The organism is Nesterenkonia marinintestina (genome assembly GCF_025420485.1).
Lineage (GTDB): Bacteria > Actinomycetota > Actinomycetes > Actinomycetales > Micrococcaceae > Nesterenkonia > Nesterenkonia marinintestina.
In genome coordinates, this window is sequence record NZ_JAOEFD010000001.1 from 76,566 (window position 1) to 100,844 (window position 24,279).

The 24,279-nt window shown below is 70.7% G+C and carries 18 protein-coding genes and 1 tRNA gene; 4 read left to right on the forward strand and 15 right to left on the reverse strand.

What is annotated here, in order from left to right; translation table 11 throughout:
• Positions 1 to 25: 25 nt before the first annotated feature.
• From N7E59_RS00310 to mptB (N7E59_RS00320), 3 genes are read right to left on the reverse strand one after another with little or no spacing between them, the layout of a single operon-like run.
• The gene (locus N7E59_RS00310) at positions 26 to 1,399 is read right to left on the reverse strand and encodes a glycosyltransferase family 87 protein (RefSeq protein ID WP_261622917.1); all 1,374 of its coding nucleotides are present in this window, start codon (positions 1,397 to 1,399) and stop codon (positions 26 to 28) included.
• Complete coding sequence (gene mptB, locus N7E59_RS00315; RefSeq protein ID WP_261622918.1) at positions 1,396 to 3,045, reverse strand: polyprenol phosphomannose-dependent alpha 1,6 mannosyltransferase MptB; 1,650 nt, start codon at positions 3,043 to 3,045, stop codon at positions 1,396 to 1,398. The genes N7E59_RS00310 and mptB (N7E59_RS00315) overlap by 4 nt, the downstream gene beginning before the upstream one ends.
• Positions 3,038 to 4,693 (reverse strand): polyprenol phosphomannose-dependent alpha 1,6 mannosyltransferase MptB, encoded by a 1,656-nt coding sequence (gene mptB / locus N7E59_RS00320; RefSeq protein WP_261622919.1) that lies wholly within the window; start codon positions 4,691 to 4,693, stop codon positions 3,038 to 3,040. The genes mptB (N7E59_RS00315) and mptB (N7E59_RS00320) overlap by 8 nt, the downstream gene beginning before the upstream one ends.
• Before the next feature lie 131 nt (positions 4,694 to 4,824).
• Between mptB (N7E59_RS00320) and orn the strand changes: the two genes are divergently transcribed.
• Complete coding sequence (orn, locus tag N7E59_RS00325) at positions 4,825 to 5,355, forward strand: oligoribonuclease (protein ID WP_261623274.1); 531 nt, start codon at positions 4,825 to 4,827, stop codon at positions 5,353 to 5,355.
• A 138-nt stretch (positions 5,356 to 5,493) separates the two neighbouring features.
• Positions 5,494 to 5,569 (forward strand) — tRNA-His (locus tag N7E59_RS00330).
• Between the two features lie 73 nt (positions 5,570 to 5,642).
• On the opposite strand, the gene phoA is transcribed toward N7E59_RS00330, so the two are convergent.
• Entirely contained in the window at positions 5,643 to 7,265 is a 1,623-nt protein-coding gene (phoA, locus tag N7E59_RS00335; RefSeq protein ID WP_261622920.1) for an alkaline phosphatase, read from the reverse strand.
• Between the two features lie 513 nt (positions 7,266 to 7,778).
• Here phoA and N7E59_RS11825 point away from each other — a divergent pair.
• Positions 7,779 to 8,555 (forward strand): transglycosylase family protein, encoded by a 777-nt coding sequence (locus N7E59_RS11825; RefSeq protein ID WP_315942968.1) that lies wholly within the window; start codon positions 7,779 to 7,781, stop codon positions 8,553 to 8,555.
• A 147-nt stretch (positions 8,556 to 8,702) separates the two neighbouring features.
• Here N7E59_RS11825 and N7E59_RS00350 read toward each other — a convergent pair whose 3' ends face one another.
• From N7E59_RS00350 to leuS, 4 genes are all read right to left on the reverse strand, one after another.
• Positions 8,703 to 11,312: a ComEC/Rec2 family competence protein gene (locus tag N7E59_RS00350; protein WP_261622921.1), complete on the reverse strand. Its 2,610-nt coding sequence runs from the start codon at positions 11,310 to 11,312 to the stop codon at positions 8,703 to 8,705.
• Positions 11,309 to 12,175: a ComEA family DNA-binding protein gene (locus N7E59_RS00355; protein ID WP_261622922.1), complete on the reverse strand. Its 867-nt coding sequence runs from the start codon at positions 12,173 to 12,175 to the stop codon at positions 11,309 to 11,311. The genes N7E59_RS00350 and N7E59_RS00355 overlap by 4 nt, the downstream gene beginning before the upstream one ends.
• Positions 12,176 to 12,279: 104 nt before the next feature.
• Positions 12,280 to 13,338, reverse strand: a complete 1,059-nt coding sequence (locus tag N7E59_RS00360) for a DegV family protein (protein ID WP_261622923.1) — start codon at positions 13,336 to 13,338, stop codon at positions 12,280 to 12,282.
• Between the two features lie 4 nt (positions 13,339 to 13,342).
• On the reverse strand, positions 13,343 to 15,871 hold the full coding sequence (leuS, locus tag N7E59_RS00365) for a leucine--tRNA ligase (RefSeq protein ID WP_390904987.1): 2,529 nt from the start codon (positions 15,869 to 15,871) through the stop codon (positions 13,343 to 13,345).
• 146 nt (positions 15,872 to 16,017) lie between these two features.
• On the opposite strand from leuS, the gene N7E59_RS00370 reads away from it, so the two are divergent.
• A complete protein-coding gene (locus N7E59_RS00370; RefSeq protein WP_261622924.1) occupies positions 16,018 to 17,055 on the forward strand; it encodes an alpha/beta fold hydrolase in 1,038 nt (345 codons plus the stop codon).
• On the opposite strand, the gene N7E59_RS00375 is transcribed toward N7E59_RS00370, so the two are convergent.
• The 7 genes from N7E59_RS00375 to pyrF form a co-directional block, all read right to left on the reverse strand.
• Positions 17,052 to 19,073, reverse strand: coding sequence for a primosomal protein N' family DNA-binding protein (locus N7E59_RS00375; RefSeq protein WP_261622925.1), 2,022 nt, complete (start codon positions 19,071 to 19,073; stop codon positions 17,052 to 17,054). The two genes, N7E59_RS00370 and N7E59_RS00375, sit on opposite strands and share 4 nt — an antisense overlap.
• A 141-nt stretch (positions 19,074 to 19,214) precedes the next feature.
• On the reverse strand, positions 19,215 to 20,435 hold the full coding sequence (metK, locus tag N7E59_RS00380) for a methionine adenosyltransferase (RefSeq protein ID WP_261622926.1): 1,221 nt from the start codon (positions 20,433 to 20,435) through the stop codon (positions 19,215 to 19,217).
• A 90-nt stretch (positions 20,436 to 20,525) separates the two neighbouring features.
• The gene (coaBC, locus tag N7E59_RS00385; RefSeq protein WP_261622927.1) at positions 20,526 to 21,785 is read right to left on the reverse strand and encodes a bifunctional phosphopantothenoylcysteine decarboxylase/phosphopantothenate--cysteine ligase CoaBC; all 1,260 of its coding nucleotides are present in this window, start codon (positions 21,783 to 21,785) and stop codon (positions 20,526 to 20,528) included.
• A gap of 44 nt (positions 21,786 to 21,829) precedes the next feature.
• Positions 21,830 to 22,093, reverse strand: coding sequence for a DNA-directed RNA polymerase subunit omega (rpoZ, locus tag N7E59_RS00390; protein WP_261622928.1), 264 nt, complete (start codon positions 22,091 to 22,093; stop codon positions 21,830 to 21,832).
• 99 nt (positions 22,094 to 22,192) lie between these two features.
• On the reverse strand, positions 22,193 to 22,771 hold the full coding sequence (gene gmk / locus N7E59_RS00395; protein ID WP_261622929.1) for a guanylate kinase: 579 nt from the start codon (positions 22,769 to 22,771) through the stop codon (positions 22,193 to 22,195).
• 86 nt (positions 22,772 to 22,857) lie between these two features.
• Positions 22,858 to 23,175 carry an integration host factor, actinobacterial type gene (mihF, locus tag N7E59_RS00400; RefSeq protein WP_261622930.1) on the reverse strand — a complete coding sequence of 106 codons (318 nt, stop codon included), beginning with the start codon at positions 23,173 to 23,175 and terminating at the stop codon, positions 22,858 to 22,860.
• Between the two features lie 217 nt (positions 23,176 to 23,392).
• The gene (gene pyrF, locus N7E59_RS00405) at positions 23,393 to 24,268 is read right to left on the reverse strand and encodes an orotidine-5'-phosphate decarboxylase (protein WP_261622931.1); all 876 of its coding nucleotides are present in this window, start codon (positions 24,266 to 24,268) and stop codon (positions 23,393 to 23,395) included.
• Between the last annotated feature and the right edge of the window lie 11 nt (positions 24,269 to 24,279).

Consider the following 24,279-nt stretch of genomic DNA (forward strand, 5'->3'; position numbering starts at 1 on the left):
TCGCCTCCTCACCGGCGCGGCGTCGTCACCACCGCAGCGTCATCGACCGCCGAGACCCGAGTCCCGGCACCACGAATCGATCATCGCGCCCCGAGGTGATCCCCGCCAGGGGGTCGTAGGCAGGATGGTGACCTTCGGCACGGACGACGTCGAGCTCGGGCCGGAGGATCTCCCGGACCACCAGGACCATCAGCCAGATCAGCGTGGCCATGTGGAGCACGATCCCGGTGCCGTAGAAGATCTCCACCCCCGGATGACCGGCGCCGAACTCCCCGCCGGAGGTGATCTTCGCGCTCATCAGCCACACCGAGGCCCAGTGGAGGACTTCCGCGGCCTGCCAGACGACGAACGCCGTCACCCGAGGTCTGGCGAGCACCAGGAGCGGGATGAGCCACATGACGAACTGCGGGGAGTAGACCTTCCCCAGCAGGATGAACGAGGCGACGATGAGGAAGCACAGCTGCGCGGTGCGCGGACGGGTGGGCGCGGCCCAGCCGAGCCAGGCGATCCCCAGGCAGCACAGCAGGAACAGGCCGTTCTGCAGCGTGGAGAAGTCCGAGCCGTCCAGTCCGGTCCACTGGAACGCCAGCCACATGGAGGAGAAGCTGACCTCGCGCTCGGAGGAGAACACGTAGAAGAGCGACCACTGCTCGAAGGCCGTGAGCATGAACGGAACGTTGACCACCAGCCAGGTCACCGTCGCGGCTGCGGCCACGGCCGCGGCGGATCGGATCCTGCCGGTGCGCACGCACAGCACCAGGATCGCGCCGAGGAAGAACAGCGGGTAGAGCTTCATGGCCGTGCCCAGACCGATGAGCACCCCGGCCCACACCGGACGGGAGCGGCCCCACAGCAGCAGCGCGAACCCGCCGAGGAACACCGCCCACATGTCCCAGTTCACGCTGATGGTGAGGATGATCCCCGGAGCCAGGGCCACCATCAGCGCATCGCGGCGACGACGTCCGGCCGAGAGGGCTGTGATGACGACGACGGCGAACCAGCACGCGATCACCAGCAGCATGTTGATGTCGAAGAACATCAGCGTCCGCTCGGGGCCGTGACCCGTGCCCGGCACCAGCATCGAGGTCAGGCCCGCGACCACGGCGATGAGGACCGGGTACTCCATGATCTGGTCCTCGGGCACCGAGTCCACGAACGGGAAGCGTCCGTCGGCCAGACCGCGTTCGGTGAACAGCAGGGAGAAGTCCGAGTAGCACATGTGGATGTGCTGGCCGGGGTCGCTCCACCCGTTGGCCCGGCACCACTGGACCGAGGCGACGGCGGCCAGTGCGGCCAGCACCGTGACCGCCATCAGCAGGGTGAGCATCCGGCCCGAGGGCCCGGTCGGAGTCGTCGCCCCGGGCGGGGAGGTCGGATCCTCGGTGGGCGTACTGGTCACCGGTGCGTCCCCTCGTCGTCGGCGCGGTCCGTCGCCCGCCAGGAGACGGCGGGCGGTCTCGATTCTCGCAGGCCGACCCAGCCCTCGGCGCGATTCCACCGCTGGGACGGCCGACGCATGTCGAACAGATCGGCGGTGTTGGGGTCGATGAGCAGCAGGTAGACCAGATACGCGACGCCCACTCCCCCGCCGATCAGCTGCACCGCGGCGGAGTCGATCCACTGTGCCACCGAGGCCTGCATGATCAGGACGATCAGCACCAGCATCGTGATGACCAGGGTCATCAGCACCAGGATCCGCCCGCGGTAGACGTGCACCACGGCGAACAGAGGCAGGATCCAGAGCAGGTACCAGGGCTGGAGCACCGAGGAGAGCAGCACCACCACCGTCATCGCGTACCCGGCCCAGAGCACCGGGTTGCCCATCCGCGGACGCAGGAGCAGCCAGACCAGCACCAGGCCGGAGAACAGCCGGACCGCGGCGAAGAAGTACCCCGCCCCGACGTCGGGCGACGCCCCGCCCAGCGCGGAGACCACCTCTCCGACGCCCAGTCCCAGCAGGCCGATCGGAGCCGCCGGCAGCGCCGCCGAGCCTGCTCCGAGCGCCGCGGGGATCCATCCGAATCCGACCCTCAGGATGAGTCCGAGCAGACCGAGGACCGCCGCACCGACCAGTCCGATGCCCAGCCAATGCCGCATGCGGACCCGCCGCGAGGACGTGTCGGCCAGCGGCAGCAGCACGGCGAAGGGCACCACGATCACCGCGATCGGCTTCACTGCGACGGCGGCGATCAGCAGAGCCGCACCGAGGAGTCGGCGTCGATCCAGCATCGCCGCGCAGCCCGCGGTCATCAGACCGATCATCAGCGCATCGTTGTGTCCTGCGGCGACGAAGACCAGCAGGCTGAGCGGATTCAGCAGACACAGCCACAGCGCCCAGGACGCCTCCGAGCCGAAGGCCGCCGCCAGTCGGGGCAGACTCAGGACCATCAGCACGATGCCGACGATGCTGAGCAGCCGGAACATCAGGACGGCGGCCTCCGGCACGTCTCCGGAGACGAACCAGATGAGCCGGGCCATCGCCAGGAAGAGCGGCCCGTAGGGGGAGGGCGATTCGGCCCACAGCCCGTCGGCACCCTCGGCGAACCACCCCGGAAGCTCCGAGATCCCCGTCTCGTACGGATTCAGTCCCGCGTGCAGGGCACGGCCCTGGGCGATGTAGGAGTACACGTCGCGGGAGAAGATGGGGACCGTCAGCAGCAGCGGAGCGCCCCACATCAGCAGGGCACGACGCATCACAGGCACGGCCTGCGGCCCCCAGCCGCCGACGCGCTGCGAGATCCGCATCCAGGAGCGGACCAGCAGCATGGCCCCGAGCGCCAGGAGCACGATGCAGGTCACCACGCCCGCTGTGGTGGTGCGCAGCGGCAGCAGCCACGGGTTGACGACCAGCACCGAACCGGGCGTGGCGGCCACCCACCCCACGCCCCAGGAGCCCAGCATGATCAGCAGCGAGGCGAGCATCCCCTGACGGAGCGTGTGGGAGGCTTCCGCCTCCGCCCCGCCGATCAGCCAGGAGGTGCCGGGAAACCTGCCCAGGCCGTCGCGCAGCCCGGAGACCGCGCGGCTCAGAACGTCGTCACGCATCGGAGTCCTCAGCGGTCGGGGGCTCGGAGCGGCGTCGCCGGCGTCGAGGAGGATCGGCGGCCCGCCGTGCGGCCCGCCATCGGGCATGCACCCGTCGGAGCCCCAGATTCTCCAGGACCACCCACCGAGTGCCGGGGTCCAGCACCGCCAGCCAGACGATGCACGCCCAGGAGACCACCTGGGAGAGCACGATCATCTGCTGGTCCATCTCGAGGAACTGCCAGATGGAGAGCTGATCGGCCGCGCCGAAGGCCAGGAAGAAGGCCACGGTGAACGCCACCCAGGTCAGCTGCCAGTCTCCCCGCCTGATGCCGGTGACCGCGAACAGCGGCAGCAGCCAGAGCAGGTACCAGGGCTGGATGATCGGCGAGAGGACCACCAGGGCCGTGAACGCCCACATCATGCGTTGGACCACGAAGCGGTCGGGGCCGCGGAACATCAGGGCAAGCACGATGAGGACCGAGAGCACCCGGGCGATGTTCTTCAGGGTGTCCAGCGTCCAGAAGTGCGGGATGCCGACGGCGTCGAGCACGGTGATCATGAAGCCGTCCATGATGCCCAACGGAGACCAGAAGACGCTTCCCGTCCCGGTGCCGGCGAGCACGGTGACCCATCCGAATCCATAGCCCTGCACCAGACCGATCACGGCGAGCACTCCCCCGGCCAGTCCGGCGGTCATCGCCCAGCGGCCGAAGCGTCGGCGCCAGCTCGCACCGGGCCCGGCCCACAGCAGTCCGATGAACGGCAGGAGCACCATGGTGATCGGCTTGACGCCGATGGAGAGCACGATGAGCAGCGTCGCGACGACGCCCCTGCCCCGCGCCGCCCAGTACACCCCGGCGAGTGCGAAGCCGATCATCAGGGCGTCGTTGTGCGCCGAGGAGATGAAGCTGATGATCAGCAGCGGGTTCGCCGCCGCGATCCATTGGGCCCGGGCCGGATCCACCCCGTGCAGCCGCGCGAGCTTGGGGATGTACACCATCATGAGCACCACACCGGCCACACAGACCAGCCGGAAGAGCAGGATCGCCAGGTCCACGTCCTCACCGGTGAGCCGCATCACCGCGGCCTCCACCCAGAGGAACAGAGGGCCGTAGGGCGTCTCGTCCTCCGCCCAGGTGATGTCGGTGCCGAGCTGGAACCAGTTCGCCAGATGCGACACACCGGTGGTGTACGGGTCCTCTCCGGCGAGCACCAGACGTCCCTGTCCCAGGTAGGCGAAGACGTCGCGGGAGAAGATCGGGACCACGACGAGCTGGGGCAGCGACCACAGGACGACGGCGATATTGACCGTGCGCAGCGAGGAGCCCCCGAACTCGCCCAAGGTCCGACCGAGCCGCAGCCAGGCGCGGAACATGATCCAGCAGCCCAGGGTCAGGGCGACGGTGCACACGACGACGCCGGCCGGTTCGGTGCGCAGCGGGATGACGAGTTCGTGGCGGGCGAGTCGGGAGGTGTTGACCAACCATCCGACGCCCAGGGAGCCGAAGAGGACGAGCAGGGAACCGAGCACACCCTCCAGGAGGGGCCCGAGGGACTCTCTGCGACGGCGGCCCTCGTCCGCGGGGGCGGTGTCCCGGCCCGACCGGGACCCGCCGTCGCCGGGGTCGGGCGTGCGGAGATCGCCGGAGCCGGCCACGTCGGTCATCAAGACAGAAAGATATCATCGGGCCTGTGAGCACAGATGCGACGCAGAACCCCGAAGAGTCCCCCGCCGCCGACCCCGCCGCCGACCCCGCGCCGAGCCGGAGAACCCCCGGCGGGGACTGGAGCGGCCGGATGGTGTGGATCGACTGCGAGATGACCGGGCTCGACCCGGATTCGGACGCCCTGATCGAGGTCGCCGTCCTGGTGACCGACGCCGAGCTGAACATCCTCGGCGAGGGCGTCGACGTCGTCATCAGACCCCCGCAGGGAGCCCTGGAGTCCATGAGCTCATTCGTCGAGAGGATGCACCGATCATCGGGCCTGCTGGAGGAGCTGGACTCGGGGACCGAGATGGCCGACGCCGAGGACCGGGTGCTGGAGTACGTCCGTGCGTGGGTGCCCGAGGCCGGGTCGGCTCCCCTGGCGGGCAACTCGGTGCACGCGGACCGTGCGTTCCTGCGCCGGGACATGCCGAAGCTGACCGGACACCTGCACTACCGTCTCATCGACGTGTCCACGCTGAAGGAGCTGGCCCGCCGGTGGCGTCCCGAGGCTCTGGAGGGCGCCCCCAGGAAGACGGGGAACCACCGAGCCATGGGCGACATCCGGGACTCGATCGCCGAGCTGCGCCACTACCGCCGCGCTCTGCTGCGGTCGGACTGAGCAGCACCCACCGGGGGATGCAGATCACAACCGGTGCGGACGGGGTCCGATGTCTCATCCGCCGGTGATTACGTGTAGTATTGACCGGGTTGTTCGCCGGAACTCCTCCGTGAGGACGTCGGCGATCAGCCCCCTATGGTGGGCGTAGCTCAGTTGGTAGAGCATCGCGTTGTGGTCGCGAGGGTCGCGGGTTCAAACCCCGTCGCTCACCCCACGCAGTCGGGCCCGGAATCCTGTTCAGGATTCCGGGCCCGACGCGTCTGAGGGTACGGGGCCTCAGCGGAGGCTCAGGAGTCTTCGTCGACGGCCGACTCGCGGTCGACGTCGAAGTCCAGGGCCTCGGCCATGGTGAAGAACAGATCGGTCTGATCCGTCAGTCCCACCACGTTGGCCGCTCCGGGCCCGTAGGCGGCGATGCGCAGCTGAGCCCCGGTGTGCATCTGGGACTCGTCCTCCTCGGCGGTGCCGTAGGACACCGTCATCTCCGCGCCCTCATTGGTCGTGAGCGTGCGGGTCAGGCCCGGGGTGTCCTCACCGGTGTAGGTGATCTGGCTGGTGTGGGCATGGTCCGCGGTCACCACGACGAGGGTCTCACCGTCCTCCTCGGCGAAGTCCATGGCGACCTCGGTGGCCTCATCGAGGTCGATGGTCTCCCCGATCTGACCGCACGGGTTGTGCGCGTGGTTCTCCTTGTCGATCGAGGCACCCTCGACCTGCAGGAAGAAGCCCTCATCATCGTCCAGGAGCTCGATGGCCTTGTCGGTCATGGTCGCCAGGTCCGGGATGTCCTCTGTCCGCTCCTCGTTCTCGGTGCACTCCTTCGCACCCTCGTCGGCTCCACCCTCCGTGGCCAGCGGACCCTCCCAGCGGACGGGCATGTTCCCGTCAGAGAAGAGACCCAGCAGCGGAGCATCGTCGTCTGCGGACTCGACCGCGCCGAGCTCCTCGGCGTCGGTCACGACCTGGTACCCGCGGTCCTCGGCCTGGTCCATCAGGGTCATGCCCTCCCAGTCACCGGCGACAGCCTCCTGTTCGAAGGTCTCAGCCCCGCCGCCGAGGGTCACATCCGCACGCGCCTCGAGGTACTGCTCGGTGATCGAACCCGCTCCGCCGTCCTCCAGGAGCGCCTCCGGGCACTCATCCGCAGTCTCCTCGGGGCCGTAGCAGCCCCGCTGACTGATGTGGGAGACCAATGCCGCCGGAGTGGCGTCCTGGATCTCAGCGGTGCTGACGTTGCCGGTGCGCAGCCCGGCCTCTTGGGCCATCTCCAGGATGGTCTCCTGGGACTCGCCGTCGACGTCGACGCCGAGCGCTCCGTTGTACGTCTTGGTCCCCGTCGACCAGGCTGTGGCGGAGGCCGCCGAGTCGATGACGTAGTCGGTGTCACCGGTCTCCTCATCGAGGGCGTAGGTGGTGTACTGCCCCGTCATGGGGAGGCTGTCGAGCCCGGGGAGGAACCCTCCGGCCCCGTGCTCATAGTTCCGGGCGATGGTCAGTTCGGAGTCGGCCATCCCGTCGCCGATCAGCAGGATCACGTTCTTCGCGCCGGCATCCTGGACGGCCTCACGGATCTCGTCCGTCTGGTCCTCGGTGATCCGCTGGGCACCGCCGTGCACGGAGGTGTCCCCCACCGCGCTGCGGTCGTCGTGGCGTCCGCCGGATCCGCCGCCCTCCTCCTGCTCGTCCTGGTCTTCGCCCTGCTCGTCCTGGTCCTCGTCGGAACCGTCGGCGGCCTGGGCCGTCCCCTCCCCGCAGGCCGTCAGAGCCAACACCGCGCCGAGCGCAGTGACGGCCATGAGTCGCGGCACCCGACGCGGCCTCACCTCGAGGCCGCCGTCGTCGAGAGCCGCGGCGGCACCCGATGCCTCCGTCCGGCCGATGGTCTCCGAGTGCGAGTGGTGTGCTGTCATGATGTGTCCCTCCGGTGTGTCCTGCGGTGTCGCTGTGGTGTCGATGCTGTGTCGATGCGGTCGCCTCCGGTGCCGACGCTAGGGACGCAGAGCGAAGCGGAGATGACGCGCCGGTGTCCGGGACGTCACGGTTCGGAGAACCGGTCTTGGTCCGAACACCCGTGGTTCGTAACTCACATGTTGTTCACAGGAACGCGTGTAACAGGCCGATAACAAGGGAAGAACCCCGGAATCATGCGGAAGTGAGCTTCGACACGCTGCTCTGAGATGGTTGACGCAACCGATTCGAGACCTTTTACTAGTACGCGGACGTCTTCCGTGATGTCGGCGTGACCTTCGGGTCAGCCATCTCAGTCCGAGATCGCGGGAGCTCAGGAGTCGAGGATCATCCCTGCACCGTCTACGACCTCGACTCTGTTGAGACCACCTGCAATTCCTACGTGAAGAAGCGCAGACGGTGCCATGACGACGGTCCGGGAGGACTCGAGTGAAAGGGACTTCGGAGTGACTGCTATGCAGACTAAGAACACCGTGAAGCGTATCGTCGGCGGCGGCCTGGCCGCAGCCACCCTCGCCGGCGTCGGCGTCGCCGCCACCGCCCCGGCCGCTTCGGCCAACGTGTGGGACCGCCTGGCCGAGTGCGAGTCCGACGGCAACTGGTCGATCAACACCGGCAACGGCTACTACGGCGGACTGCAGTTCTCGCAGCAGTCCTGGAACGCCGCCGGCGGTTCCGGCAGCCCGGCCAACGCCTCCAAGGGTGAGCAGATCCGCGTCGCCCAGAACCTCCACTCCATGCAGGGCTGGGGCGCCTGGCCGTCCTGCTCCGCTCAGCTCGGCCTGCACGGCCAGAGCCCGAGCGCCGGCGCCACCTCCGAGGGCTCCAACACCGGTGCCTCGCAGCAGGAGAGCCAGCAGCAGGAGCAGGAGGCCCCGCAGCAGGAGGAGTCCGCTCCCCAGGAGCAGGCCCCGGCTCCGCAGGAGCAGGAGGCCCCGCAGCAGGAGTCCGCTCCCCAGGAGCAGGCCCCGGCTCCGCAGCAGCAGGAGCAGGAGGCCCCGCAGCAGGACTCCGCTCCCCAGGAGCAGGCCCCGGCTCCGCAGCAGGAGGCCACTTCCGAGCCGTCGGCTGAGGCCAGCGGCGAGGTCTACGTCATCCAGGCCGGCGACACCCTGAAGGAGATCGCCGACGCCCACGGTGTGACCCTCGAGCAGCTCCTAGCAGTCAACCCGCAGATCGAGGACGCGAACCTCATCTTCGCCGGCGAGGAGCTCCAGCTGCCGGTTCGCTGATCCGAGCCGAGCTGAGCGGCTGACTCCGGTCGCCGTACGCGCCGCATCCTGAGGGCCCGCCCACCGTCATCCGGTGGGCGGGCCCTCAGTCGTCTCATCCCGCTCGGTCGTCTCATGCCGCTCAGTCATATCCTCCCGACCGTGGGCTCACCGTGCCGGGGCCTCTGCCCGCAGACCCTGATCGTCGATGCTGAGCACCACGGTGCCGTGCCGATCGGTGCGATAGACGGCAGCTCCGACGGCGTCGAGCTTGTCCGTGATCTCCGGGGCCGGATGCCCGTACATGTTGTCCTCACCCACACCGATCAGGGCGACGTCCGGGCGCACCGCGGCCAGCAGCTCCGTCCCCCCGTTGGCCGCGCCGTGGTGGGCGACCGAGAGCACGTCCACATGATGGGGCATCCGACCGGCGGACAGGGCGGCACGGGTCTGCTCCTCCTCGAGGTCCCCGGTGACGAGCATCCGCAGCGGATCGGCCTCACCGCCGACGGCGACGCCTGCGGCCTCCGCGTCTCCGTCGCCCGCAGGGGTGCCCTCCCAGAGCTCGAACAGCACCACCAGGGAGTTGTCGTTGGGGTCGGGATGGTGGGCGTCGGCCCGCCACACGCGCCAGGCCACCCCCCGCTCGCCCTGCTCACCCCCTGCGGCCGTGAGCCTGTCCGAGTCGCCGACCGCGGCCCGTCGTATCCGGAGGTCCGAGGATCCGTCGGCCTCATCACCGAGATCGAGCTCCTCGGCCGGGTCCCATTCGGCGGAGCCGGCGTGCAGCACCTCATCCACCTCTCGTCCCCGCAGCACCCCGGACACGCCGCCGACGTGGTCCTGATGCTCATGGGTCAGCATCAGCGTCTCCACGCTCCGCACCCCGAGGCTCCGCAGGCAGTCATGGGCGAGGTGCGGGTCCTGACCTGCGTCTATCACGATGCCCGATCGCTCCCCGGTGCGCACCACCAGCATGTCGGCCTGGCCCACGTCGCACAGGGCGATGCGCCACTGGTGTCCCGACGTGCCTCCGATGAGCCCGGTGCTCGGGACGACCAGGGCCAGCACCGCGCCGGCGGCCGCGGCGACCACCACGATGCGGACCGCCGCCCAGTGCGGCCTCGGAGTCGGCGCCGCGGAGGCCTCGACCGCGTCAGCGGCCTCACGGGGAACGCTGCGCCCGACCAGATGATGGGCGATCACCAGACAGGCGCCCACATAGAGCACGACGAGCCCCACGCCCGCGCCGCCCTCGGGCCAGGGGGCCAGCGCCTGCGGCAGCTGCGAGGTCGCACGCCCGACCGCTCCGATTCCCGCCGCCGCGAGTCCGGAGCACCAGAGCACCGCCGTGGCCAGCCACGGGGCGGTGGTGGAGATCACGGCGGCGAACGTCCCCGGCACCGTGATGAGCGGCACCAGCGGGGCGGCGAGCATGTTCGCCGGCACCGCGTAGGTGTTGACCCCTTCGGACAGGGGCAGCAGCACCGGCGTGACGAACAGCTGCGCCGAGAAGGCCAGCGCCAGCGGCGCAGCGACGAGGCTCGGCATCCGCCGTTCCAGGAGCCGACGGATCGGCGTGCCGATCACCACGATGCCCGCAGTGGAGGCCACGCTCAGCTGAAACTCCGGTTCGACGGCGAACCACGGATCGACCACCAGCAGCAGCACCACGCAGACGCAGAGCAGGGAGAACGAGGCACGACCACGTCCGGCGAACAGCGCCATCGCTCCGATGGATCCCATCACGGCGGCGCGGATGACGCTGGGCTCAGGTTGGACGAGCATGACGAACAGCCCCAGTCCCAGCAGCGAGACCGGGACCGACGTCCACCGCGGGGCCCGCATCAGCCGCAGCAGTCCGAGCAGGGCTCCGAGCACGAGCGCACAGTTCGCTCCGCTGACTGCGGTGAGATGACTCAGACCGGAGAGACGCATCGCCTCACCCAGCTCAGGGCTCTGCAGAGACCTGTCGCCCAGGATCAGCCCCGGAAGCAGCGTCGGTCCGTCGCCCACGGCGGCGGAAGAGGCCTCCGCCGTGGCCGTGCGCATTCCGTTGAAGACTTCGGTGAAGTCCGTCCAGTCGTCGGACGGGGTCCGGGTGAGAGGCTCGTCGCCGAAGGGGAACAGCAGCGCGGCGGCCCGCTCCCCGGCCTCCGACGGAGTGGCGCGGACCAGCCCCTCATACCGGTGCCCTGCCCGGAGCACCTCCCCGATGTCTTCGGCGTCGGGCCCCTCACCGGTGACGGCGACCTCCTCGACCGGCACCTCCATGATCAGGACCACATCCACCGAGAGGTCGTCGACCATGCTTCGGCCCCGGTGCGCGGCGGCAGGGTCCGGCAGCGCGGCGCGGAGCACCTCGGCCTCGGCGATCAGCCGCGGCTGTCCGTCGAACCCCCGCCGTTGGGCCACCACCGGGTCCGAGGTCACACGGACCTGCACCTCCACAGGCCGGTCCGACTCGACCGCACGGGTCCAGCCCGTCTCGTCCCGTCCGGACAGCTCAGCACCGGCCTGCAGGGACGCCGCCGAGACCGCCGCCGCGCAGAGGCCCGCATGCAGCAGCACACCCCCGAAACGGCCGCCGAAGCGCCCCGTCCGCAGCAGCGCGCCCACCGCGAGCACCCCGCCGATCACCAGCGCAAGCATTCCTGCCGCGACTCCGAGCGTGATGCCCGTCGGCCCGGAGACCCTCACCACCAGCAGCGACGCTCCCCAGGCGCACACGGCGGTGGGGAGAAGCCTCAGGTCCAGCGGCGGGGAGGCTCGGCTCACCACGTCACCCGACCGTCGAGCTCCTGAAGCCGTGCGGGACCGATCCCGCTGACGGCGGCGAGGTCCTCCAGAGCGGCGAACGGTCCCTCAGACTCCCGATGGTCGATGATCCGCTCCGCCATGGCGGGGCCCACACCGGGCAGGTTCTGCAGCGTCTCCGAGTCCGCGGTGTTGACGTCGACCGCAGACTCGGCGGTCTCAGGACCCGCATCGGGACCGGACCCACCGTCCTGTTCGCCCCCACCGTCCGCGGAGGGCGGACCGACCCCCTCGTCGAGCTCCTCCGAGGTGGGGACATGGATCAGCGATCCGTCCTCGGCCGGAGCGGCGAGGTTCAGACCCTCCGGTGCGGCCTCTGAGGTCACACCGCCGGCGGCCTCGATCGCCTCATGCACGCGGGCCTCGGGCTGCAGCTCCACGATCCCCGGGCTCTCCACGGCACCGGCCACATGGACCACCAGCGCCGACTCCTGTTCCGGCTCGCCCGCCGGCTCACCCTCAGACGGTTCCGGCCCCTCGTCGGTCGACTCCTCCGACGGAGGCGTCTCGGACGGACGGACACCGCCGGCGTCCTCTGAGTCGTCGCGCGCCTCGTCCGCTCCGCCCTCCACCGAGGCGGTCTCCGAGAACTCCTCGGACGGAGCGGAGCCCGTGCCGATCCGAGAGACCAGCAGCCAGACGGCGAGCACCACCACGACGGCGAGGACCGCAGCGGCACGCAGTCGGGCCCGGGCGGGAGCCGTATGCTCACGTTCGCGTCGGAGACGCCGGTGCTCGGCCCGAGAGAGTACGGGGTCCTGGGTCCAGAGGTCCTCGAGGGGGTGGTCGCGGTCCGCGCCGCCCGTCGCCCACCGATCCTCCATGGCCACAGGCTAGGCGCGGGGCTCTCCGACCCTCTGACCTCTGCGACGGGCCTGTGGAGCCCGAGCCGGTGCATCTCCCCCTCTGCCGCGCCTGTGGAGGAACCTCAGTCGGTGGACGAGGCCTCTGACCACTGGTCGGCCTGCGGATCCGTCTTCCGCTCCGGCCCCAGGCTCGGGCTCACCGAGACCGCCAGGACGCCGAGTCCGAGATGCGCGCCGAGCACGGCCGGCACTTCGAGGACAGGGACCGTGCGATTCGACAGCGGCCTCAGACGCCGGGCCAGGTCGACCCCCTCGGACTCATTGCCGAACACGTGGACACCGATGCTGGGCGCACGCAGCCCGGCTGCCGCCTCCTCGACCCGACGGTGCAGCGCCTCGGCCGCCCGGGCCATGGTGCGGGGACGTTCGACGGCGACGATCTCGCCGTCCTGCAGCGAGAGCAGCGGTCGCACCTGCAGCAGCGAACCGGCGAAGCCCGCCAGGGCGCTGATCCGACCTCCTCGGCGCAGCTGCTCCAGGTTCGGGACCGCGAACAGGCTCGAGGCGGCGGATGCGCTGCGACGTGCCAGGTCGGCGCAGCCGTGCACGTCCAGACCCAGTCTGCTGCCCGCCGCGGCGTCCAGCGCGGCCTGCCCCAGGGCGAGGCCCGCCTGCTGCGAATCCACCACCTCGACCGGGATTCCCGCCTCGGCCGCCGCCATCTGCGCGGACTCCACCGTGCCGGAGAGCGGCCCCGCCAGGTGGACCGACACGATGCCGTCCACCCCCCGATCACGGAGGTCCGAATAGACCGCGGAGAACACTCCGGGCGAGGGGCGGGAGGTGGTCACCGACGTGCCGGAGGCGACCGCCAGCGCCAGTTCCCTCGGGAGCTCCTCACCGTCGCCGGAGTGGATCTGTCCGCCGATCATCAGCGGCAGCGGCACCACCGTCAGCTGTCCGGCCAGGGGTCCGAGCAGCTCCACGGGCAGCCCGCAGGACGTGTCGGTGACCACGGCGACGCGGCCGCGGCGGCGTCGGGGCCCGGTCGACAGTCCGAGGGCCTCCCCCCGGCGGGGGGTGAGCGCGGCCACCGTCTCCTCGGCCCACCGTCGACGATGCGCGGCGGCTGAGCCCTGATCGGATTCGGGGTCCTGTCGGCTGTGTGCGGCGCTGTCCATCGGCTCAGCCGGTGACGACGTTGACCAGCTTCGGCTCGCGCACGATCACCTTGCGCACGCCGCCGTCGGCCTCGATGTACTTCCGGATCTTCGGCAGCTCCAAGGCACGACGCTCCAGCTCCTCGGCATCGATGTCGGCGGGCACCTCGAGGCGGTCGCGCAGCTTTCCGCGCACCTGGACCACCGCGGTGACGGTGTCCTCGACCAGCAGGGACGGGTCCACGGTCAGCCACGCCGAATTCGCCACCGAGGCCTTCCGTCCCAGCAGCCACCACATGTCCTCGGCGGTGTAGGGCGCGACCAGGCTCAGCAGCTGGGCGACGACTCCGACCGCCTCTCGGACCGCAGGATCGGCTCCTCCGGCGCCGGAGTCGATCTCCTTGCGCACGGCGTTGACCAGCTCCATGGTCCGGGCGATCACCACGTTGAACTTCTGATCGTCGAGCAGCTGCTCGGCCTCGCTCACCGTCCGGTGCGTGACCGCCCGCAGACCGGCCGCCCCGTCGGCGGGGTCGGTGCCGACCTCACTGGTCACGTCCTGCGCCAGACGCCAGGCACGGGCCAGGAACTTCGAGGCGCCGGAGGGCGAGACGTCGGCCCAGTCGACGTCGTCCTCCGGCGGGGAGGCGAACACCATGGTCAGACGGACTGCGTCCACACCGTAGGCGTCGAGCTGCTCGCCCAGGTCGACCCCGTTGCCCAACGACTTCGACATGGCGCGGCCGCCGTTGAGCACCTGCCCCTGGTTCAGCAGGGCGCGGAACGGCTCCTCGACGGAGACCAGCTCCATGTCGAAGAGCACCTTGGTGATGAAGCGCGAGTACAGCAGGTGGAGGATGGCGTGCTCGACGCCGCCGACGTACTGGTCCACCGGCATCCACCGGCGTGCCGCCTCCGGGTCGAACATCTGATCCTCATCACCGGGCGACAGGTACCGCAGGTAGTACCAGGACGAGTCGACGAAGGTGTCCATGGTGTCGGTGTCCCGCTGGGCGGCCGCGCCGCAGCTCGGGCACGGCACCGCGCCCCACGCATCGGCCGCGGCCAGCGGACTGCGGCCCTTGGGCGCGAGCTGCTCGCCGCGCAGGTCGTCCGGCAGGGTGACGGGGAGCTGGTCCGTCGGCACGGGCACCTCCCCGCAGTCCTCGCAGTGGACGATGGGGATCGGTGCGCCCCAGAACCGCTGGCGGGAGACCAGCCAGTCGCGCAGACGGTAGTTCGTCGCCGCCTCGCCGGTCCCCTGCGCGGTCAGCACCTCCACGGCGCGGGCCACGGCCTCGTCCCGCCCCAGCCCCTCCCACGCCGGGGAGTCGATCAGCACGCCGTCGCCGCTGGTCGCCGTCCCCGTCACGGCGGGGTCCTCCTCGTCGGTGCGGACGACGGTCCGGATCGGCAGGTCCATGGCGCGGGCGAACTCGATGTCGCGCTGGTCGTGTGCCGGGACGGCCATGACCGCTCCGGTCCCGTAGTCGGCCAGCACGTAGTCCGAGGCCCAGAGCGGCAGCCGGTCTCCGGTGAGCGGGTGCAGGGCGTACCGGCCCAGGAAGACACCGGTCTTCTCACGATCTGCGGCCTGCCGCTCGATGTCGGAGACCGAGCCGAGCCGGCGGCGATACTCCTCGAGCTCGGGGGCGCGCTCCTCGGTGACCAGGTCACGGGCCAGCTGAGCGTCTGCGGCGACGACCATGAAGGTGCAGCCGTACAGGGTGTCGGGACGTGTGGTGAACACCTCCACCGGGTCCACCTCCGCCCCACCGTCGGCCGGGGCGATCTCGAAGCGCACCGAAGCGCCCTGGGACCGGCCGATCCAGTTCCGCTGCATGGCCAGCACCCGCTCGGGCCAGCGGTCCGCGAGGTCGTCCATGTCGTCGAGGAGTCGGTCGGCGTAGTCGGTGATCCGGAAGTACCACTGGTTCAGGGACTTCTTCACCACGAGGGTGTGGCACCGCTCGCAGGCGCCGTCGACGACCTGCTCGTTGGCCAGCACCGTCTGGTCCTTCGGGCACCAGTTGACCGGAGAGTCCTTCCGGTAGGCGAGCCCGCGCTCGTAGAGGCTGAGGAACAGCCACTGGGTCCAGCGGTAGTACTCCGGATCGGAGGTGTGCAGGCGACGGGTCCAGTCGGTGCTGATCGCATAGCGCTTGAAGGACCCGGCCTGCGTGTCGATGTTCGCGTAGGTCCATTCGGCCGGATGCGCGTCGTTCTTGATGGCGGCGTTCTCCGCGGGGAGTCCGAAGGAGTCCCACCCGATGGGGTGCAGGACGTCGTAGCCGCGGAGCCGCCAGTATCGGGCCGGCACGTCGCCTATGGCGAAGGCCTCCGCGTGCCCCATGTGCAGGTCGCCGGAGGGGTAGGGGAACATGTCGCAGACGTAGCGCCGTTCGCGGTCGCCGCCCTCGTCGACCACGAAGGTGCCGTCCTGCTCCCAGAAGTCCTGCCAGCGCGCTTCGATCTCCCGCACGTCGTACTGACGGTCCTGAAGCTCCTGCGTCGTCCGCTCGACGGGGGCCGTCCGGGTCTCGGACTCGCTCACGCTGCTCACCTGTGGGGCACCTCTTGGTCGTGGGATGTCTCGACGGGGTCGCTGCGCGGGCCTCCCGCGTCGTCCCCGACGTCTGTGATGTCGCCGCCCAGTCTATGGGACCGGGGCCTGCCCCGCGCGCCGCTACGCTGGTGGCCGTGCACCTCGATCCTCGTCCTGAGAAGACCCCGGACCTGACGCCGGACCCGGCCCCGAAGCCGGCCCCGGACCATGCGGCCGCGCTGACCCGTGAGCGGTCGGCCGAGGTCCGGCTGGACCTGGCAGACGGGCCTACCCGTGTCCGGGTCCACCGCTATGCGGCCGCGCGCCGACCCGAAGCCGGAGGCCTACCCGGAGGCGGGGCCCGTCGACGCCGACTGCTCATGGTGCACGGCTTCCGAGGCGACCACCACGGGATGCTCCGGCTGGTGGGTCACCTGGACGACGTCGACGTCGTCGTCCCGGACCTGCCGGGCTTCGGAGCCTCACCCCCGCTGCCCGGGAGCCACACCGTGGAGGCCTATGCCGAGGTGCTCGAGGCGGTCGCCGCGGCGGAGGGATTCGACGCAGGCGACGTGGTCCTGGGACACTCCTTCGGCTCAGTCGTCGTAGCCCATCATGCCGCTCAGCACCGTCGCCGGTGGTCCGGCGTCGTCCTGGTCGGACCGATCAGCGACGAGCTCTTCGCCGGCCCCCTGCTGCCGGGCGCCCTGGCGACCGAAGCCTATTACCGGCTCGCCGCCTCGCTGCCCGAGCGGGCCGGGGTCGCGGTGCTGCGGAGTCGCCTCGCACTCGCGGTCACCGACAGGGCGATGATCACCTCCCGGGATCCGACGGTCTGCGACTACATCCGCGACCAGCATCGGCGGCACTTCGGAGGATTCGCCGACCGACGCACGGTGCTGGAGGCCTACCGAGCCTCGAGCCGGCACACCGTCACCGAGGTCGCGGATCGGATCACCGACCCCGTTCTGCTGATCACCGGGGTCCGGGATCCGATGACCACCCCGGTCGGTCTGGGGCGGCTGCGCGGGCGACTGCCTCAGGCGCGCACCGAGACTCTGCGCGGAGTCGGCCACCTGATCCACTACGAGGCCCCGGGGGCCGCCGCGGCGGCGGTGCGACGCTTCCTGGCCGACGGCGCCCGGAGGCTCGCCTCCCGGAGGACGGACACAGACCTCCGCCCGAGTTCCTAGACCTGCAGCGCGTCGGCGTCGTCGACCCGCAGCCGGACCCCCCGGACTCCGCGCTGCGCACTGGAGGTCCGCCGCACCCGGAGCATCTCCTCGCTGACCGCGTCGCCGTCGGCGTAGCCGAAGAACAGGAGGTACCGGTGCGCTCCCCCGTCGGTGGGAGTGGGACCGATCCACGCCAGGTGCTCCGGCAGGTCAGCCGCGGCGACGAAGGCCTCCGCGTCACCGGGATCCCCCGTGAGGCTGAGCATGCGCCGGGCAGGAGGGAGCCCCAGCTCGAGCCGCCGACAGAGCTCCCGTCGGGCGTAGCCCACCGGGTCCCAGCGGACCAGCGCCCCGGTCAGCTCCTCGTCCGAGGCCGCGACCACCACCTCTCCCCGGTCCTGCTGCGACCGGACCAGGGAGGCGGCACGGAACCAGCGCGCGAGCACCCGGCGCGGGACGTCCAGGCCCTCGCGCATCAGCTGGGAGTCCCCGTCCAGCAGCAGGGCGGCGGCGTAGCCCTGCGGCGCCGTCGGCTCGACTCCGGGGGTGCTGACGACCAGCGCCGGGCGCTCCGATACGTCCACCACGGGGTGATCTCCGGTCGAGGAGACGACCGGCACGGACGGGAACGCCCGCCCCAGCTCCTGGGCGGTCCTGTCGGCCCCTCGTCCGGCGGCGCGGAAGGCGGTGTGGCCGCAGGTGGTGCAGCGATGGTCCCGCCTGTGCAGGCCGCACCACCGGCAGCGCACGGTCCGTGACTGTCCGTGATGGGGCGGAAGCGCCAGCGGGCCGGAGCATTCGGGGCACTGCTGGCGGCTGCGGCATCGATCGCACAGCAGCGCGGGCACGAAGCCGGCACGCCCGACCTGGACCAGCACCGGGCCCCGCTCCAGTCCCTGACGTGCGGCCCGGTAGGCCGCGGAGGGAAGGCGCGCATGCACCGCGGCACCGTCATGGGCCTGCTGGTGCGAATCTGCCGCCGCGGTCACCCGCGGTGCGGCCGCGCGTCGCGCGGGACGGTCCGGGGCGAGGTCCTCCAGCCAGCCGCGCTCGACCAGTCGCTGCACCTCCAGGCTGCGCGACGTCGAGAGCAGCATCAGGGCCGCTCCCGAGGAGACCGTCCGGAGCAGCGCCGTCTCCCGGACGTGGTGGTAGGGCGCCCGCGGCTCCTCGTGGCTGCGGTCCTCGTCGTCGAGGACGATGATCAGCCGAGGACGCGGCACCGGCGCGAAGACCGCCGAGCGCGTGCCCACCGCGACTCCGGCCTGACCGTGGCGCAGCCGCAGGAAGGACCGGTACCGAGGTGTGGGGCCCATGTCGGCGCTGAGCCTGGCCACCGCCTCGGCGCCGAGACGTTCGGTCAGCGCGGCCTCGGCGACGTCGACGTCGCGGGCGTCGGGGAGCACGACGACGGCGTCACCTCCTTCGTCGAGGCATCCCGACACTCGGTCCGCCACGAGACGGGCCCACCCGTCCGGCCCGTAGGACTTCAGGGCGAGGGCGGCCTGTCGCGACAGGGGGTCCTCAGGTCTCAGGTCCGGTGCCGGGGCCACGACACCCTCGAACGCACGCTCCACCCGGGCGACCCGTGTGGGTACGGCGGCGCGCAGCACGTCCGAGGTGACACCCGCTCCTCGGGCAGCCACCTGCTCGGCCAGGGCCAGTATCTCGGGTGAGACGACGGAGATCGGGGAGACGACCTTCCGCAGCGGGCTGAGACGGGCCCGGGTGACGGCTGAACCGGAGCGCGAGAGCACGTATCCGGGCACCTCGCGTCCCGAGAATCGGACGCGCACGCGGCATCCGGGACGCACGGCGGCGTCCAGCTCGGTGGGCACGGTGTAGTCGAAGGCGCGGTCCAGATGGGGCACCGCGCTCTCCAGCAGGACCTGAGCGATCGGGTCCTCGTCGGCGGTGCCGGCGGGCAGATCGGGTTCGGGAGGCGGAGCGAGATCGTCCAAGAGGGCCGGCTGCCGCCGGACGTCGTCCTGCGCGCCGTCCTGCGCGCCGTCCCGCGCGTCCTGCTCGCCTCCCACAGGGTCCTCCTCCCCCACGTCGCAGCCGGTCCTCCGGCTACGATGCTACGCGCCGACCGGCTGCGGCCCGACTCGCCGGAGCGTGCCTGTGGAGCATTCCTGTGGAGTGTGCCTGTGAGGGGCACGTACACCGGCGGCGGCTCAGGCGCCGAAGCGGGAGCGCAGCTCCTCCACACGGTTGAGGCGCTCCCAGGGGAACTGCGCGCCCTCGCGGCCGAAGTGTCCGTTCTCGGAGGTCACGCGATAGATGGGACGCTTCAGGTCGAGCTCTTCGATGATGCCCAGGGGACGCAGGTCGAAGATCTCATCCACTGCGGCGGCGATCTCCTGGGGCGCCACGGTCTCGGTGCCGAAGGTCTCGACATAGATGCCGACAGGACGCGCCCGCCCGATGGCGTAGGCGATCTGGATCTCAGCCCGGCGGGCCAGCCCGGCCGCCACGACGTTCTTCGCCGCCCACCGCAGGGCGTATGCGGCGGACCGGTCGACCTTCGACGGGTCCTTCCCGGAGAAGGCCCCTCCGCCGTGGCGTGCGAACCCGCCATAGGTGTCCACGATGATCTTCCGCCCGGTCAGGCCGGCGTCGCCGACCGGTCCGCCGATGACGAACGGGCCGGAGGGGTTGATGATCTCGGAGAGCCCGGAGGCCTCCAGTCCGGCGCCCTCGACCACCGGGGCGATCACATGCTCAGAGATCTGCTCCCGCAGCTCCTTCTGCGTGGTCTCGCTGGTGTGCTGGGAAGAGACGACCACCGTGTCCAGACTCACCGGACTGTCCCCGTCGTAGCCCACCGTCACCTGAGTCTTCCCGTCGGGACGCAGGTTCTGCAGCAGCCCGGACTGCCGGGCGTCGGTCAGTCGCGCAGAGAGCCGGTGGGCCAGGGCGATGGGCATCGGCATGTAGGTGTCGGTCTCATCGCTGGCGTAGCCGAACATGATGCCCTGGTCCCCGGCCCCCTGAGCGTCGCGGGGGTCGGTGGCCCCGGCGCGGGCCTCGAGGGAGTTGAAGACGCCGGAGGAGATGTCCTGAGACTGCTGGCCGATGGACACCGAGACGCCGCACCGGGCCCCGTCGAAGCCGTTGGCGGAGGAGTCGTAGCCGATCTCGAGCAGGGTCTGCCGCACGATCTGAGGGATCTCGACGTAGGCGGAGGTCGTGACCTCTCCGGCCACGTGGACCAGTCCCGTCGTCGTCAGGGTCTCCACCGCCACGCGGGACTCCGGGTCGGCGGTCAGCAGAGCGTCGAGCACGGCGTCGGAGATCTGGTCGCAGATCTTGTCCGGATGTCCGACGGTCACCGACTCCGAGGAGAACAGACGCAGTGCGGAGGACTCGGGAGGCGGAGCGCTGGAGGTGGTCACCGGGTCATCCTACGCCAGCGGCCCGACGGGCCGCCGGGCAGGCCGATGACGGCGTCACACGGCGCCCCATGACTGCAGGGTTCCCCCGGCTCAGAGCAGGCGGGCTGCGGCGTCGACGACCGCGCGGGCGGCCTCCGACTTGGAGCCGGTCACGGTCTGCGGAGTCTCCGTCCCCAGGGACTCACGGACTCGAGGAGAGGCGAGGATGTGGATCTCGGTCTCGTCACGGCCGAAGACCAGGTCGGTGCCGACCCGGTTGAGCACGAGCAGCTCGCAGCCCTTGCGGTCGAGCTTCTCGCGCGCCAGGTCCAGGGGGTCGTGGTCGGCGTCGCCGGTCTCGGCGGCGAAGCCGACGATGACCGTGGGGCCGGTGCCCGTCCGGTCGCGGGCGGCCACCACCTCGGCGAGGATGTCCGGATTCCGGGTCAGCGTGATGACGGGGTCCGTCCCGTCGGCCGTCTTCTTGATCTTGGCCTCGCCGATGCTCGCAGGCCGGAAGTCGGCCACGGCTGCGGCCATGACCAGCAGGTCGGCGTCGACGACGGCGGCCTCCACGGCCGTCTTCAGCTCGGCGGCGGACTCGATGTGCTCGATCCGCAGTCCGTCCGTCTCGGCCGGGGGCTCGACGTCCACGGTTCCGAGGATGAGGTGTACCCGGGCACCGGCGGCCACGGCCGCTTCGGCCAGCGCGAGGCCCTGCCGACCCGAGGAGCGGTTGCCCAGGTAGCGGACCGGGTCCAGGGCCTCTCGAGTCCCCCCGGCGGTGATGACCACGCGGCGTCCGGAGAGCGGTTGCGGCTCCTCGCATTCGACGTCGTCCGCACCGGGGTCGAAGTGACCGGAAAGCCGGTCTCGGATGTCCATCGGCTCCGGAAGCCGGCCCGGCCCGGAGTCCGAGCCTGTGAGACGACCGTCGGCGGGCTCCATGACGTCCACACCCCGGGAACGGAGCACGGACACGTTGTCCGCGGTCGCCGGGTGGCGCCACATCTCGGTGTGCATGGCCGGGACCATGACGACCGGTGCCTCCGTGGCCAGCAGCGTGGAGGTGAGCAGGTCGTCGGCCCGGCCGGCCCGGGCGCGTGCCAGGAGGTCGGCGGTGGCGGGCGCGACGACGACGAGGTCGGCCTGCTGGCCCAGTCGGACGTGCCGCACCTCGTCGACGTGGGAGAACACGCCCGTGGTCACCGGCCGGCCGCTGATGGCTTCCCAGGTCGCCGAGCCCACGAAGCGCAGGGCGGACTCGGTCGGGATGACGTCCACCTGGTGGCCCTCCTCGCGGAGCAGGCGAAGCAGGTGGACGACCTTATAGGCGGCGATGCCGCCGCTGACTCCCAGGACGATGCGCATCTGGTCGTTCCGTGGACCGTCGGTCCGCCGGTCGTCGCCGACGATCAGGAGGCGGGGTTCTCGGCCGGGTGGTTCACCAGCAGGCCGTCGTTGATCTCACGCAGCGAGATGGACAGCGGCTTCTCATTGAGCTTGGTGTCCACCAGCGGGCCGACGTACTCGAAGAGGCCCTCGTGCAGCTGGGCGTAGTAGGCGTTGATCTGGCGGGCGCGCTTGGCGGCGAACAGGACCATGGCGTACTTGGAGTCGCTCTTGTCCATGAGCTCGTCGATGGGTGGGTCGATGATGCCTTCGAGCTGCTCAGTCACGGAGTATCCGTCCTCACTCGACGATGTGGTCGTCGGTCGGGGTGTCGTATCAGGTCTGTCGGGCGCCGCGAGTCAGGGTCGGCGGCGCCGGGGGCACCCTCAGGCGCGGTCGGCGCCGACCAGGGTGACGAGTTCTGCGGCGGCGCGTTCGAGCTCGTCGTTCACCACGGTGACGTCGAACTCGGACTCCGCCGCAAGTTCCATCCTAGCCGTTTCCAGGCGTCGGTGCTGTTCCTCCTCGGACTCGGTGCCGCGTCCGATGAGGCGCTCGACCAGTTCGTCCCACGAGGGCGGAGCCAGGAACACGAATCGGGCCTGCGGCATCGTCGAACGCACCTGTCGGGCTCCCTGGAGGTCGATCTCCAGCAGCACGGCCCGGCCGGCGTCCACCGCCCGTTCCACCGTCGAGCGCAGGGTCCCGTACCGATGACGTCCGTGGACGGTCGCCCACTCGAGGAAGGCGCCGTCCTCGACGAGCTGATCGAAGCGGGCCGGATCGATGAAGTGGTAGTCCTCACCGTCGACCTCCCCCGGGCGGGGATCGCGCGTGGTCGCCGAGACGGAGAAGAACACCTCGGGGTGGTGCTCTCGGATGTGGCGACTCAGGGTCGACTTCCCCACCGAGGTGGGTCCGGCCAGCACGGTGACCCGCGGGCCACGGGTCTCGGTCTCGTTCATCGATCCTCCTGCACACAGACGTCGGGCGCGGTCCATCCTACTGAGTGGACCGCGCCCGTCGGGTGCGTCGTATGGCGGCCGACCGGTCAGCCGTGCTGCAGGTGCTCGCCCAGTGCCGCACGCTGCTTGATGCCGAGGCCGCCGATCCGGCGGCTCTCGGAGATCCCCAGCTCGCCCAGGGTCTTCGCCGCGGTGACCTTGCCCACTCCGGGGAGGGCCTCCAGCAGCTCCACCGTCCGCAGGCGCGCGACGGCCTCCGAGGTCTCCGCCCGCTGCAGGACCTCCTCGAAGCTCAAACGACCGGCACCGAACTCCTCCTTCACGCCCGCACGTTCGAGTCGGGCGGCCAGAGCCTTCTGACGAGCGGTGTCGCGCTCTTCCTTGCTCAGCTCCCGCAGTGCCATCGAAACCTCCTGATCGCGTCGGGACTCCGAATGCGACGGGTCACCCCCATCCGATCCGCAGACCCCCATTCGACTTTCTCTGTGCCAAAAGTAGCCGTTCGATTCCTCACGTGCAATCACCGGCAACGGCCGATTCCAGGGTGTCCGGGAGGCACCCCGAAGACCTCCGAGAAGTCCCAGGTCACAGGGCGTTCAGCACCTCTGCACCAGCCGAGTCTCAGCTGAGCAGGTCCAGATCTCGGCGTGTCCGTCCGACGGCCGCGGTCAGGGCCGCCGTCGACGGCCCCGCCCGGAGGATCGCGCGGGAGGAGTTCACCAGGACCTGGTCCACGGCGTCGCCGAATCCGTCGGCGAGCTGCCGCACCCCGGCTCCCTGTGCACCGTATCCGGGGGCCAGGACGGGAGGACGGCCGACGGTGAGGTCGATGCCGTGGGCGGAGGCCTCGGAGGCCGTCGTCGCACCGATGACGAGACCGACCGAACCCAGGTGCCCCTCCGGGGAGGGCAGAGCGGCGGATGCCGCCCGGACCACGGACGCCGCCACAGTGTCCGGCCCCTCGGCCGGAGACGCGGTGCGCGCGAGCTGGACCTCGCGGCCCTCCGGGTTCGAGGTCAGTGCGAGCACGAAGAGGCCCGCACCGTAGGTGTGCGCGGCCTCCACGGCCGGTGCCAGCGCACCGAAGCCCAAGTAGGGGTTCACCGTCAGCGCGTCCGCCGCCCAGTCCGAGTCGGGGTGCAGCCAGGCCTGTGCGTATCCCTCCATGGTGGAGCCGATGTCGCCGCGCTTGGCATCGGCGATCACCAGCAGTCCGGCCTCGCGGGCCAGCCGGTGGACCTCGGCCAGCGCCTCCATCCCCGGCGGCCCGTGCTGCTCGAAGAACGCCACCTGAGGCTTGACCGCCGCGGCTCGTCCCGCCGCCGCGTCCACCGTGCGCCGGCCGAAATCGATCAGACCGGCCCTGTCGACGGAGAGCCCCCACTGTGTGAGCAGCTCCGGGTGGGGGTCGATGCCCACGCACAGCGGTCCGAAGCGAGCCATGGCGTCCTCGAGCCGCTGTCCGAAGGGCACGGCCGGAACGACGGGATCGGTCATCGTCGCTCCCC

Coding starts and splice junctions, on each gene's coding strand:
- phoA (WP_261622920.1), bottom strand. CDS start 7,265: ATGACAGCACACCACTCGCACTCGGAGACCATCGGCCGGACGGAGGCA.
- orn (WP_261623274.1), top strand. CDS start 4,825: ATGGTGTGGATCGACTGCGAGATGACCGGGCTCGACCCGGATTCGGAC.
- N7E59_RS00355 (WP_261622922.1), bottom strand. CDS start 12,175: ATGGAGGATCGGTGGGCGACGGGCGGCGCGGACCGCGACCACCCCCTC.
- pyrF (WP_261622931.1), bottom strand. CDS start 24,268: ATGACCGATCCCGTCGTTCCGGCCGTGCCCTTCGGACAGCGGCTCGAG.
- N7E59_RS00360 (WP_261622923.1), bottom strand. CDS start 13,338: ATGGACAGCGCCGCACACAGCCGACAGGACCCCGAATCCGATCAGGGC.
- gmk (WP_261622929.1), bottom strand. CDS start 22,771: ATGAACGAGACCGAGACCCGTGGCCCGCGGGTCACCGTGCTGGCCGGA.
- mihF (WP_261622930.1), bottom strand. CDS start 23,175: ATGGCACTGCGGGAGCTGAGCAAGGAAGAGCGCGACACCGCTCGTCAG.
- mptB (WP_261622919.1), bottom strand. CDS start 4,693: ATGACCGACGTGGCCGGCTCCGGCGATCTCCGCACGCCCGACCCCGGC.
- mptB (WP_261622918.1), bottom strand. CDS start 3,045: ATGCGTGACGACGTTCTGAGCCGCGCGGTCTCCGGGCTGCGCGACGGC.
- coaBC (WP_261622927.1), bottom strand. CDS start 21,785: ATGCGCATCGTCCTGGGAGTCAGCGGCGGCATCGCCGCCTATAAGGTC.
- N7E59_RS11825 (WP_315942968.1), top strand. CDS start 7,779: ATGCAGACTAAGAACACCGTGAAGCGTATCGTCGGCGGCGGCCTGGCC.